The sequence below is a fragment of the Streptomyces sp. GMY02 genome (assembly GCF_019056675.1).
In the GTDB taxonomy this organism is placed as follows: domain Bacteria; phylum Actinomycetota; class Actinomycetes; order Streptomycetales; family Streptomycetaceae; genus Streptomyces; species Streptomyces odonnellii.
Window position 1 is genome coordinate 1 of record NZ_CP077658.1, and the last position, 12,251, is coordinate 12,251.

Sequence of the window (12,251 nt, forward strand, 5' to 3'; positions counted from 1 at the left end):
CTCGGGAGCGGGCATGGGTGAGATCGTCAAAGGAGCTCGAGCGGGCGCTGCTGACCCGTCCGTGCCTACAGTGACTCCGCCGTGCGTTTCCTGCTCAGGGCGGAGGGCTCCGCCAAGAACGTGGCGGTCCTCCTGGGGATCTCCCAGCGCCGGTACAAAGGTGGGCCACCACCCGGCCGGAGTCTGCGCCGCCGTCCCAGTGCTGTGCATGCGGGGCTGATCGATGAGGCCGTCAGGGCACGGTGGCAGCCCTGGTGCTTCCGTGCGAGGGCCCGGGCCGAGACCGACAGGTTCGTCTTCCACACCAGGGCGCGGTTCGAGTTCGCCGCTCGGCAGGCTCGTCGGACGATCCACGGGTACGGCTTATCACCCGGTACCTGTCGCAAGAAGTGGCCCCGGCTGTTCGCTGCCCAGGACGCCGGCGGGGGTGGGCAGCAGCAGATGGTGATCCTCACCGGGCTCTGGGGCATGCCTACTTCCGGGACAGGCCTGCGCGCGCCCGATCCTCAGGATCGCCTTCACCGACGTCGAGTTCGCCAATTTTTCCATCGACTGACCGTGCACGCGGGTTCGGACTCAGCGCGAGGGGCGGGGTCTGTGTGCCGTGTCAGCATCGCCTCGTAGCACCGTGCTTCCTTACGTTCGCGCCAGTCCCACTGGATACGGTCGGCAGGGCCGGTGCGCTGGCTGGCGGGCGGCTGCGGCGGGCACAGCCTCGCTGCCTCCGCCACACGCAACAGGTGGGTGCGGTCGTGGGGGCCGGCCAGCAGGTGCTGGTCCTGGGCGGTTGCGAGCCGGGCGAAGCAGACGGCGGCCTTCAGGAAGACGCGCGCCCACGGCGGACGCGGTGGGTGGCGCAGCCGTCGGTGTAGCGGGTGCGGTCGTGCAGGGCCAGGGTGGCCGCGGCGTCGTCGTAGTCGCCAGGGCGGGCGGTGGCGAGCTGCTGGAAGGAGACGCCGGTGAAGAGCGCGGCGGCGAGAGCGGCGGCCAGGCGGGGATGAGCGGTCACGGCGGCCAGGCGCCGGGCAGCTTCCCGGGCTGTCTGCCCGGTGAGGGGTGCGGGTGGCGGGCGGTGCCGGAAGACGATCGGCGGCGGCGTGCACGGGGCGGTACACGGGGCGGGGCTGTCGTGAGGAGACGAGGCGGTCCAGCACGGGCAGGGTGAGCCACCGGGTTGGCCGGCCGGGCGGGCTCGTCAACAAGCGGGGATACGGCGGCCGGTGTGCCGTAGTAGTGGCGGCGGGCGGCCTGGAAGTCGGCGGTGACGCAGTAGTCGGCCGTCTGCAGGGCCTGGTGCAGGGCGGCGGGCAGGTGGGGGCGGTGGCAGACCAGGGTCAGGTGTATGCCGGTGAGGGTGCGCAGTTGCAGGAGGCGCATCGTGCGGCGGGCGGTGAAGCGGTGTGCGCGCAGGACGGTCAGCCGGGTGACGGGCAGGGCCGTGATCCATGCGGTGGCGGCTTCCCAGGCGGGCTGACGGCCGGCGGGAAAGCCGCCCGGGAGCAGGGGCGGTTTGCCCAGGGCGGCGAGAAGGTCGTGGGCGAGGCCGGTCTCGCTGGTGGTGCCCAGGCCCGGGTGGAGGGTGATCCGGCCGGACGGCACGTGGTGGGCGGCCAGGGCGGTGTGCGTGTGGAGCACGTCGTCATGGCGGGCGGTGACCACGGTGACGGGCGGCGGCGTGGCGGTCATGCGAGGCGGCTGAAGGCCCAGCGCAGCAGTTCCCGGTCGGCTCGGGGCCGGCCGGTGCGGGCGAGCCCGGTACGGGTGTGGGCGGTCAGCTGGGCCCAGGCGCGAAAATTTCCATGGGCGGCGTGACTGTCGGCGAACGCGATGTCGTCGGGGTCGGCGTCGGCCCACACCGGATGGAACAGGGGGATGACCTGCTGGACTTCGTCGGGGGTAAGGCGGGTGAAGTGCTGCCAGATGAAGATGCGGGAGGAGAGCATCGGTTCGCGGCGCAGCACGGTGTGGCAGCCCTCGCCTCCGACGAAGATGATCGCGAGCTGGGTCGAGGGTTCGTCCCACAGGTAACGGAAGTACTCGAACGCCTCACCGTTGAGCCACTGGGCCTCGTCGACGAGGAAGGTGCGGGGGTGTTCGGCCAGGGCGGTCTTCAGCAGACGGTCGAACTCGCTGGGGTGGCGGGGCGGTTCACCGGGCAGGTCGAGGGCGGTGAACAGCTCGTAGCGCACGGCCCGGGCGGTGGGGCGGGCGCGGAAGGTGACCCGTCGGACGTCCTCGCCCGGTTCGAGTTCACGCAGGCAGGTGTTGACCGCGAGCGTCTTGCCGTGGCCGGCGCCTCCGTGGATACACATCATGGCGCGGGCGGCGACGGTGTCGGTGATGTTCTCCCGCGCGGTGAGCAGGGCCCGGGTGGTGACGACGGTCGCGTCGGGCAGGTCGACGTACTGGTAGGCGTCCTCGGTCATCAGGCGTCTCCTGCGGGTCGGGAGCCGGGCTCCGGCGCAACGTCCGCCGACGGGTCGGCTGGATCGGGGGCGGGCGGGAGCGGCGCTGTGCCGGCCGCCAGGGCGGGCGGGGTGCGCCAGTGGGCCGGAGGCGGGGCGGGCGGGATCAGGTCGGGCAGTGCCAGCCGTGCGACGTCGGTGTAGTCGGCGGCGGCGAGTTCACGGTCGGCCTGGGCGGCCGTGACGGCTCCCAGCCGCTGGGCGGGCTCCGCGCTGGTGGTGGGGGCGAATCTCTGGCGGCGCAGGCGTTCGGCGGCCTTCGCGTCGGCGCGCAGGCGCCGGGCGCGCTCCGCCCGTGCCTCGCGCAGGGCCTGCAGTTGCTCGGGGGCGGCCGCGTCCGCGAGGTGCGCCGGGCCGAGGTGGCGGCCACGGGCGTCGCAGACCTCGATCTCGTGGTCGTGGTGGGGCATGTAGCGCACGCGGACCTGGCGGCCGGCCTGGCCGGTCATCCACGCGGCGGTGTAGGTGCGGCCGCGCCAGCTCACGCCGTGGCTGGTCAGTTTCCGGGGCCGGCCGTCGTCCTCGAGGGTGAAGGCCCACAGGTCGGCGGCGGGGATGTCGGTGACAGGGGTCGGATCGGCCTGCCACGCCTCCAGCGGCGTACGGCCCGACAGGGCTTTCGGGCGGTGCGCGGTGTTCCACCAGGTCGTCCACTCCAGGACCTCCGTAGTGAAGTCCTGGAACGACAGGGCGGACACCGCCCCCGCGGTGCGTCCGCGCCGTTCCGAGCGGGGCCCGGTGGGCCCGGCGGTGTAGCCGGGCAGGGCGGCGAACAGCATCCGGTCCGCGGCCCGGTTGAGGCTTTCCACCGTGCCCTTCAGATGCGGGCTGTAGGCGGGCAGGTCCTTGACCGTCACGCCCATCGCGCCGAGCGCGGTGGTGACGGCGGCCGACAGGAAGTCCTTGCCCCGGTCCATCCTCACCAGCTCCGGCACTCCCCGGCCGGGCCGTAGGGATCGTCCCGCACAACTGCGGCGCGCAAGGCGGCCAGTACCGACGCGCGGGAGGGATGGCCCGGGGTGACAGCGGTACCGGTAATAACTTTGGTGGCGGTGTCGATGAACCAGGTGATCCACGGGCGCACCAGGTCGCCGTCGGCGTCGACCAGCAGCGGGGCCTGGACGTGGTCGGTCTCCCAGGCGTGGTTGCGCCAGGACGCCGGCCGCTTGCCGAACACGTCGTGGGCGCGTGCTGCCTCCGGTCCGAGGGCGAGACCGGCGCGCTCCCCCGCCGTCAGATCGCGGCGCAGCGCGCGCAGGAACGTCGACAGGGACGGGACCGGATCCAGCAGCGGCACCTGCGACAGGGCTGCCCCGCCCGGAACAGCCACCAGGCCGGGCGGGACGGGCACGGCAGTGCCGGACGTTTGCGCGTGTACGCTCCCGTCCTCGGCCGCGGCGCGCTCCATGAGCTGGCGGTGGACTGCGGAGGCGTTTCCGTGCCAGTACGCCAGCAGCACCCGGATCTCCGCGGTGATCTCGAACCGGCCGGTGTGGCGGGCTCCGGGGTGCGCAGCCGCCGCCGGGCTCCGGGACGCCTCGGCCAGCCACCGCGACACCGTGCGCTCCGACGCCCCCAGGCACTCCCCCGCCAGCCGCACGTGCTGCCGCGAAAGACCGCCCCGGGCCCGCAGCGCCAGCAAGCGGCGCACCGCAGGCGCCCGCAGCGCGACCAGCGACTGCTTCCCGAGCACACCCGCCGGATCCCCCGGCGGCGGCCACTGCCCTCCCGCGTCAACGCCGTGGCCGCCGTTGGTGTCCTGCGGTCCGTTGTCCGTCATCGCGCCGTCTCTCCTCGCCGAACGGGGTGAGGCTTTCTGCCGTCGAAACCGGTGTGCCCAGGGCACGTGGGAGGGGCCGTCATGAGTACGGGCCGAGCCGGGCGCAGGCCTGGTCGATCGCGTCCCGATCCACGCCCGCACCGGGGTCGCGGCCCCGGGCTGCACAGACATGCGAGGTGATCTTCGCCCAGGTACGGAAGTTGCCGCGGGCGGTCTGCTCATCCGCCCGCACCAGGCCGGCCGGATCAGCGTCCTCCCACACCGGGTGGAACAGACCCAGCGTCCGCGGCACGTCCTCCGGGTCGAGACGGCTGACCTGATGCCAGGTCAGAACCCGGGAACGCATCGCCGCTGCCCGGGCCAGCGCCCGCTCACTGCCCGCCCCGCACAAGACCAGGGCAGCCGCACAGCCCGGCGAGTCCCACAGCTGCCGCAGGTAGTCCAGCACCGGCGGCGACAGACGCTGCGCGTCGTCGAGGAACAGCACACCCGGCTCGGCCAGCGCCTCCACCAGCGCCTGGTCGGCCGGTCCGGCACGGTGCGTCAGCGACCCCGACGGCAGCCCCAGCGCCTCGCACAACGCAGCCCGCACCTGCGGCAGCCCGGGACCGACCCCCACCACCGCCCGCCACACCGGCACCCGGCCGGGCAGCAGATGCAGAGCCTGCTCGACCGCGACCGTCTTCCCCAGCCCCGTGTCCCCGTACACACAGCCGATCCCCGCGCGGCGACCGTGTGCCCCACCGCCTCCACCACCCCGGCCACCTGCCGCGTCGACACCAGCCGCGCCCCCGGCGCGTACAGGCGCACCCCACCCGACACCCGGGTACTCGAAGCGGTCTTCACCGCGCCGGGCCGCTGTTCACCGCCCGTGCCGGACGGCTCGGCATCCGGGCCGTCCACAACCGGCGGACCGTTCGCACCCTCTGCGAAGCCGAGTTCGGCCAGCGCCCGGTCGTACCGGCTCGGCTCCACCCGGCCCGACGCCGCGCGGGCGGCCTGAAGCACCCGGCCCGCCCTCAGCTCGTCCTTGATCGCACGGTGCAGCGTCGCCAACGACGGCACCACCTCGACACCCCACCGCTGAAGCCCGCCCTCGTCCTGCGCCCGGAGCATCCTGCGGCGCAGCTCGGCGACGTTCCCGCCCACCTGCGTGAGCACCTCCCACAAAGCGTCGCCCACCACGAACCCGCCCTGCCGCGGCCGCCCCTCCACCCGCCCCTCGCGCCCCTCGGCCAGCCACCGCCACACCGTCCGCTCCGTCACCCCCGCCAAACCGGCCGCGATCCGCACGTGCAACGACGACAGACCGCCCTCACCCCGGTCCACCGCCAGCAGCCGCCGCACCACCACAGCCCGCTCCACCCGCCCGGCCACCGCCAGAACAGCCGGACCCGGCACCGTCTCCCCCACCGGGGTTCCCGAACCTGTCACAAGGCCAACCCCACCGCCCCGGCCACCCCCTTCACACGAAGACCGGCAAACCCAACACAGCCGGACCGCGATCTGCTAGCCGCACCGTGACAGCCACCTGGTCACCCCATGACAGCAGCCGGTCTGCACGTTGTTGCCGATCCCAGACCGGAGACGCTGCGTTGTCGGGCAGGATGGGCCGATGCCCGGTGAGCGCTTCTTCAACGATGACCCCGTCGACGGGAGCGCCGACGCTCCTGACCTGCTGGGGCGTCGGCAGTACGCCCGGCATGCCGTCGGACTTCTCCACCAGGTGCGCGAGCAGAGCGAGTCCGGAGTCCTCGCGCTCATCGGCCCCTGGGGTTCCGGCAAGTCATCCGTCCTGCAGATGGCGATCCAGCACCTCAAAAACGCGGTCGCCAGCGCCGACACCAGTATGTGGTCGGTCGCCGAGCTGAACCCGTGGATGTACTCGGACCTCGAATCACTGACGCTGGCCCTGTTCAGCGAGATCCGCATGGCCCTCCCCGACGATGGCCAGTGGTCCGAACTGCGCAGGAAGGTCGGAGCGTTCGGCCAGGCGGTCAGTCCGCTGGGAAAGCTCACGGGACTGCTCGGCCTGGACTCCTCGGAGCTGATCAAGCTCGTCGCCGAACGCGTGGCCGGAGACACCAGCGCCTCGGCCGCCAAACGCACCGCCGAGACGGCCCTGCGGCAGGCGGGCCTGCCGGTTCTGGTCGTTATGGACGACCTGGACCGGCTCGCTCCCGAGGAACTACTGGTCGTCTTCAAACTCATCCGACTGGTCGGCCACCTGCCGAACGTGTACTACCTGATCAGCTTCGACGAGCAGACCCTGCTGGACGTCCTGCAACGGACCGACCTCGTCGGCTCGAACGACCAGCGAGCCCAGGAATTCCTGGAGAAGCTCATCCAGGTCCGGCTCGACCTACCGGCCTTCCGTGACCGCGACATCGCCGCCATGACCACGCGTCTCCTCAACGCACTGCTGGACTCCCACCAGGTGTCCATGACTGCGGACCAGGAACGGCGCTTCTCCGAGGCGTATTTCCGGCACCTCCAGGACCGGCTGCGGACCCCGCGAGCCATCAAACGCTACTTCGGACAGGCCGGCGCGACGCTCAGCTCGCTGGCCGGGGAGGTCGACATCGTCGACTTCCTGGTCGTCACCTTCCTGCGGACCAGCGAGCCAGGCGTCTACCGGATGCTGGGACGCCACCGCGCCGAACTGACCGGCACCAGCACCGACCCGGCGCTCCACCGCAACTCCCGACCCGGTGAGCACGCCGAGCGATGGAAGGACCGCCTGCGCCAGGCCGGCGTCGCCCAGGACAACCTCGACGGAATGCTCGAGCTGCTGGCCCTGCTGTTCCCCGCAGTCCAGCAGGCCATCGGCAACGGCAGCGACCCCCGCGCCGCCGCCCGCCGACGCGGGATCGGCAGCCAGGACTACTTCGACCGGTACGTCGTCTTCACCGTTCCCGCCGACGACCTCCCAGAAGCCGTCTTCCAGCAGGCCCTCGCCCAAATGGCATCAGGGACTGAAGGCGATGAGGCCGCACAACTGCTGCTCCGGCTCAGAGACGACACCCACCGCATCATCCGGCGCATCGACCAACTACGCGCCGACGGCGTCCCCGTACCCGCAGCCGCACTGCTCCAGGCCATGGCCGACAACTACGGCCAGCTGACCGCCGACCCGGAAGCCATGGGCCTGCTCGGCGCCGACCGAAGAGTGCGCTCAATGACCCCGAGCCTCCTGCTCGACCTGCCTCCCGACCAGCGCCCCGCCATCGTGGCGGCCATGGCAGCCACACCCGATGGAGCAGTCCTCGCCACCCGAACCCTCCACAGCGCCACCAACCCCGACGACACCGCCTCCGACCACGTGACGACCACCGAACCATGGGCCGCCCAGGCCCGCGACGCCCTCACCGGCCGCCTGGCCGAACACCTCACACCAGCCGCCGCACGGCCCACCCCAGACCTCACCGACCAGGACGACACCCTGATCTGGATGTGGCGCCACACCGACCCCGCCGGCATCCGCACCTGGCTACGCGACCGCCTCGACCACGGATGGGAACTCCTCCCGCTCCTGGCCGCACTCATCACGCCCCAGCAGTTCCCGTTCCCCCTCATCGACAACGACACCTGGGCCAGCCTCGACGCCATGTTCACCCACGACGACCTCTACACCCGCCTCACACCCCACCTCAACAACTCCCCCGACACCCCACCACCCACCGACCCGCACCAGACCAACATCCTCCAAGCACTCCGGGACCGCCGACCCGACCCACACCAAGCCACCCCCGACACCCCATAGGAACAGCCACCCCCACAACAGCCGAGCCACCCCACACAAGTAAGAAAACAGCAGCCGCTTGGTCACCCCATGACAGCGAACCCACCCCCACACAAACCCCCGGACCAGGCACTCAGCACCCCCACCCCGCTGACACCCACCCAATGCCACCAACACGCCCACTCACAGTGGGACACTTCCGCGAATGCATCCCGAAGGACGCCCTGATGCTCCAGGCTCACGACCACGGCCTTCGCGCTGATCCACTCTGTGACGGAGCACAGGATCAGACAAAGGCCGCTCTCACGTCCGCTGAACTGCGAAAACGCTGATCAAGTTCGAACCGCGTTCGACGCCGGACCTTAAACGGCAAGCCCAGAGGTCGTTTTCTCCCGATATTTCATCCCGGAATGAGTGTTTAACCCCCGAGTGTCGGGTCGCGCCAGAAGAGGGTGGCATCGTCGGCCAGGCACACCGGTCCAGGCCGCATCCTCGTTTTCCGGTCCCGCGAACAATTCCGACTCCGGCTCACGGCAGATTCCCTGCTCGCCACCCACCCCTGTAATCAACTCCGTCTGCTTCATTGACATCTCACTCGGAAGACCTATGTTTGGGAGCGCTCCCATAGCAGCCTTGCAACTGGAAGGAGTCCCCCACCATGCGCAAAAAGAGTCCGTTAACCGGGCGTTCGCGAGCGTCCCTCCACCGGCCTCTCCAGGCGCTCGTCATGCTGTTCGCCGTGGCCGTCGGCGCCCTCACCTGGTCGACCCCCGCCCAGGCTCACGGCACCGTCGTCGGCCCCGCCACCCGCGCGTACCAGTGCTGGAAGACGTGGGGCAACGACCACACGAACCCGGCCATGCAGACCCAAGACCCCATGTGCTGGCAGGCCTTCCAGGCCAACCCCGACACCATGTGGAACTGGATGAGCGCGCTCCGCGACGGCCTCGGGGGCCAGTTCCAGGCACGCACCCCCGACGGGACACTCTGCAGCAACAACCTCTCGAGGAACGCCAGCCTGGACAAGCCCGGACCGTGGAAGACCACCACCATCGGCAACAACTTCTCGGTCCACATGTACGACCAGGCGTCCCACGGTGCCGACTACTTCAAGGTCTACGTGAGCAAGCAGGGCTTCAACCCCAAAACCCAGACCCTGGGCTGGAGCAACCTCGACTTCATCACGCAGACCGGCCGCTTCGCCCCGGCACAGGACATCACGTTCCCCGTCCAGACCTCCGGCTACACCGGACACCACATCCTGTTCGTGATCTGGCAGGCCTCGCACCTCGACCAGGCCTACATGTGGTGCAGCGACGTGAACTTCGAGTGAGCCGCAAAGCACCGCACACGGCACCGGCCTCCGCCGGGCGCCGGTAACCCGCCGCCCGGCCGACCGAGCCCCGTCGGGACAGGGACCCCAATTGGTCACCCCGCCCCGACGGGGCTTCCCGCGTTCCTCACTCGACTCTGAAGCCCTATAAATCGTCAAGCGGCTGGAGATGCCGGGGAGCCTGGACGGTCGGGCTCAACTGCTGGCGATCCGCCAGGACTTCGACCGGCGGATCTCGTTCTGGTCCAGGAAGGTCTGGAAGGCGGTCGACGGTCTCGGCGAAGAGGGTTCCTCGCCGCTGAGAGATCGTTTTCTCTCGTTGCTTCATCCCGGTATATGTTTTTGATCCATTGATGCCGGGTCGCGCCAGGAGATGGTGGCCTCGCCGGTGAGGCGGCGGGCCATCAGGTCGCTCATGGCGAGGTGGATCATGGCTTCGGAGCGGTGCGGGTGGGCTTCGCAGTCGCGGACAAGGCGCCGGTGGAGCATCAGCCAGCCGTAGGTCCGCTCGACCGCCCACCGTTTCGGTATCGGGATGAAGCCTCTGGTCCCGGGGGTGCGAGTGGTGATCTCCATGTCGATGCCGAGGGCGGCGGCATGTTCGACGAAGTGCATGCGGTAGCCGCCATCGACTCAGACCTTGCGCAGGTCGGGGTGGGCAGCAGCGACCTGACCGAGCAGCCGGGTGCCGGCCAAGGAGTCCTGAAAGCCGGCCGCGGTGACCAGCACCGCCAGCAGGAGACCGAGCGTGTCGGTCGCGATGCTGCGCTTGCGGCCCACGATCTTCTCGGCGTTGTCCGTGCCTTGACTCGTGGCGGGCACGCTGGTGAAGGTCTTAACGCAGGATCTTGTGAGCTATCACCGCATTTCAGAGGCACACCCGCGCTCTTCTGCCAGCGGTGAACACCGGCCCAACCAGGCTCGACGATCACTACCGTCCAGTCTCATGACGACGGTTACAACACGCACGGTCGCGTATCCGGCCGACGGCCTGACGATGATCGGGCACCTCGCGCTCCCCGCCGGTGTCGACCGCCGGCCTGCGGTGCTGCTCGGACCAGAGGGCCCGGGGCTCAGCGACGTCGAGCGCCGCCGAGCCGATGCGCTCGCCGAGCTGGGATACGTAGTGCTGGCCTTCGACCTCCACGGCGGGCGCTATTTGCGTAACCCCGAGGAGATGCTGGCCCGTTGTATGCCGCTGCTCGCCGACCCCGACCGGATGCGGGGCATAGGCCACGCGGCGCTCGACGTGTTGTGCGCCGAGCCGCGGACCGACCCCGACCGGATCGCGGCCGTCGGCTACGGCACCGGAGGCGCCATCGGTCTGGAACTCGGGCGCGACGGCGTCAGCCTGCGCGCGATCGGGACAGTCAACGCACTGACCACGGGCCGACCGGACGAGACGGCACGCATCCGCTGCCCGGTGTGGGCCGGGGTCGGGTCGGAAGACCCGATCATGCCGCCCGCGCAACGGAACGCGTTCACCGCCGAGATGCAGGCCGCGGGCGTCGACTGGCGCCTCGCGGTCTACGGCGGCGCCTTGCACGCCTTCCACCACCCGACGGTCGACCACCCCGTGGTCCCCGGCGTCGGCTACCACCCACAGCACGCGCAGCGAGCCTGGCGCGACGTCGTCGGCCTGCTCGCCGAGTGCCTGCCTGTGACGGAGTGATCCGGCCGGGATTTCCTGTACGCATACCTCCGGCGGGGCCCGGTCGGACATGAGAAAGTTCGCGGGGAGATGGCCTTAGAGGTCCCAACAGAAGTGGTTGACCATGTGACTGCTGGCCTGACCGCTCGTTGGTCTGGTCGTGGGGAAGCGTCAGTCGCGGCCGTGGATCATGTCGGATGAACTGTGCGCGTTGAGCGAGCCGTTGCTGCCCAAGCCGGGGCCGAAGCTGGTCGAGGGGCGGCCGAGGGTGCCGGACCAGCAGGCGTTGTGCGGGATCCTGTTCGTGCTGCACACCGGCATCCAGTGGGAATACCTGCCCCAGGAGTTGGGCTCCGGTTCGGGCATGACCTGCTGGCGGCGACTGGCCGCCTGGAACGAAGCCGGGGTGTGGATCCAGCTGCACGTGCTGCTGTTGAAGAAGCTGCGGTCGGCGAAGAAGCTGGACTGGTCGCGGGCGGTGATCGACTCCTCCCATGTGATGCTACGACCACGACAAGTACCGGCGCCTGCTGTGGCAGCGCGGTATACGTCCCGTGCCCCGCTCACGTCGGCCGCGCTGGAGACCCGCCGGCTCGACCAGAGCGACCTCGGCAGCAGCTATCCGCGCAAACCGGAGCACCCCACCCAGCACGACGACGTCACCGTCATCGGCTGCCCCGCTCTGAACGAGCTGGGCGGCGACGCGGCGACCGGCGGCACACCCGCCTTCCGCACAAGGCGAAGGCGGACCCTACCTACGCGGCAGCACCTCACTGGCGACCACGCGTAACCGAGAGTCGCGTGTTCCTCGGCTGATTGAGGGCTCGTGGTCACCGTGAGTGGCCGTGGGGAGCGTGGTGGCTCCAGGTTTCTCCGGCTTCTGCGACGATGCGGGCGTTCAGGCCACTGGGCGGATCCGGCCCTCGGTTGTCTGTCGCAACGCGGCTTCCAGCCGGTCGCGGACCTCGGTCTGGGCAGCGATCCGTTCGTTGAGGACCGTCAGCCGTTCCAACGCGAGCCGCAGGCCCTTGTCCGAGGGCGGTGCGGCGGCCACATCGCCGTCCAGGCACGGCAGGAACACCCGCACGTCGTCCAGGGTGAGCCCGGTGGCCAGCAGGTAGCGGATGTTGCGGACCCGTATCACAGCCTGTTCGTCGTAGATGCGGTAGCCGTTGGGAGCCCGCTGCGAGGAGATCAGTCCGGCCTGCTCGTAGTACCGCAGCGCACGGGCGGTTGTCCCGGTCGCCCTGGCCAGCTCACCGATCCGCACCCGTCCCACC

10 protein-coding genes and 2 pseudogenes are annotated in these 12,251 nt (G+C 70.4%); 4 read left to right on the top strand and 8 right to left on the bottom strand.

Annotated elements, in window-relative coordinates:
• Positions 1–817 precede the first annotated feature (817 nt).
• The 6 genes from KQY30_RS35975 to KQY30_RS00020 all read right to left on the bottom strand — a co-directional run bounded on the left by KQY30_RS35975 (position 818) and on the right by KQY30_RS00020 (position 4,954).
• Positions 818–1,009 carry a hypothetical protein gene (locus KQY30_RS35975; protein WP_254406840.1) on the bottom strand — a complete coding sequence of 64 codons (192 nt, stop codon included), beginning with the start codon at positions 1,007–1,009 and terminating at the stop codon, positions 818–820.
• Positions 1,006–1,686, bottom strand: coding sequence for a hypothetical protein (locus KQY30_RS35980; RefSeq protein WP_254406841.1), 681 nt, complete (start codon positions 1,684–1,686; stop codon positions 1,006–1,008). The genes KQY30_RS35975 and KQY30_RS35980 overlap by 4 nt, the downstream gene beginning before the upstream one ends.
• Positions 1,683–2,426, bottom strand: a complete 744-nt coding sequence (locus KQY30_RS00010) for an ATP-binding protein (RefSeq protein ID WP_217304954.1) — start codon at positions 2,424–2,426, stop codon at positions 1,683–1,685. The genes KQY30_RS35980 and KQY30_RS00010 overlap by 4 nt, the downstream gene beginning before the upstream one ends.
• On the bottom strand, positions 2,426–3,382 hold the full coding sequence (locus tag KQY30_RS35985) for a Mu transposase C-terminal domain-containing protein (RefSeq protein ID WP_254407501.1): 957 nt from the start codon (positions 3,380–3,382) through the stop codon (positions 2,426–2,428). Before KQY30_RS35985 ends, KQY30_RS00010 begins: the two co-directional genes overlap by 1 nt.
• 2 nt (positions 3,383–3,384) lie before the next feature.
• The gene (locus KQY30_RS35990; protein WP_254406842.1) at positions 3,385–4,245 is read right to left on the bottom strand and encodes a hypothetical protein; all 861 of its coding nucleotides are present in this window, start codon (positions 4,243–4,245) and stop codon (positions 3,385–3,387) included.
• A gap of 79 nt (positions 4,246–4,324) precedes the next feature.
• The gene (locus KQY30_RS00020) at positions 4,325–4,954 is read right to left on the bottom strand and encodes an ATP-binding protein (protein WP_217304955.1); all 630 of its coding nucleotides are present in this window, start codon (positions 4,952–4,954) and stop codon (positions 4,325–4,327) included.
• Positions 4,955–5,860: 906 nt separating this feature from the next.
• Here KQY30_RS00020 and KQY30_RS00025 point away from each other — a divergent pair.
• On the top strand, positions 5,861–8,008 hold the full coding sequence (locus KQY30_RS00025; protein ID WP_217304956.1) for a P-loop NTPase fold protein: 2,148 nt from the start codon (positions 5,861–5,863) through the stop codon (positions 8,006–8,008).
• A gap of 706 nt (positions 8,009–8,714) precedes the next feature.
• Complete coding sequence (locus KQY30_RS00030) at positions 8,715–9,320, top strand: lytic polysaccharide monooxygenase (protein WP_217304957.1); 606 nt, start codon at positions 8,715–8,717, stop codon at positions 9,318–9,320.
• 324 nt (positions 9,321–9,644) lie between these two features.
• On the opposite strand, the pseudogene KQY30_RS00035 reads toward KQY30_RS00030, so the two are convergent.
• Positions 9,645–10,160 (bottom strand): annotated as a pseudogene (locus KQY30_RS00035) (transposase); the annotation flags it as partial.
• 106 nt (positions 10,161–10,266) lie between these two features.
• On the opposite strand from KQY30_RS00035, the gene KQY30_RS00040 reads away from it, so the two are divergent.
• Positions 10,267–10,992 (top strand): dienelactone hydrolase family protein, encoded by a 726-nt coding sequence (locus KQY30_RS00040; protein ID WP_217304958.1) that lies wholly within the window; start codon positions 10,267–10,269, stop codon positions 10,990–10,992.
• A 169-nt stretch (positions 10,993–11,161) separates the two neighbouring features.
• Positions 11,162–11,470, top strand: a pseudogene (locus KQY30_RS00045) (transposase); the annotation flags it as partial.
• A 399-nt stretch (positions 11,471–11,869) separates the two neighbouring features.
• Here KQY30_RS00045 and KQY30_RS00055 read toward each other — a convergent pair.
• Positions 11,870–12,241, bottom strand: coding sequence for a MerR family transcriptional regulator (locus KQY30_RS00055; protein WP_217310638.1), 372 nt, complete (start codon positions 12,239–12,241; stop codon positions 11,870–11,872).
• Between the last annotated feature and the right edge of the window lie 10 nt (positions 12,242–12,251).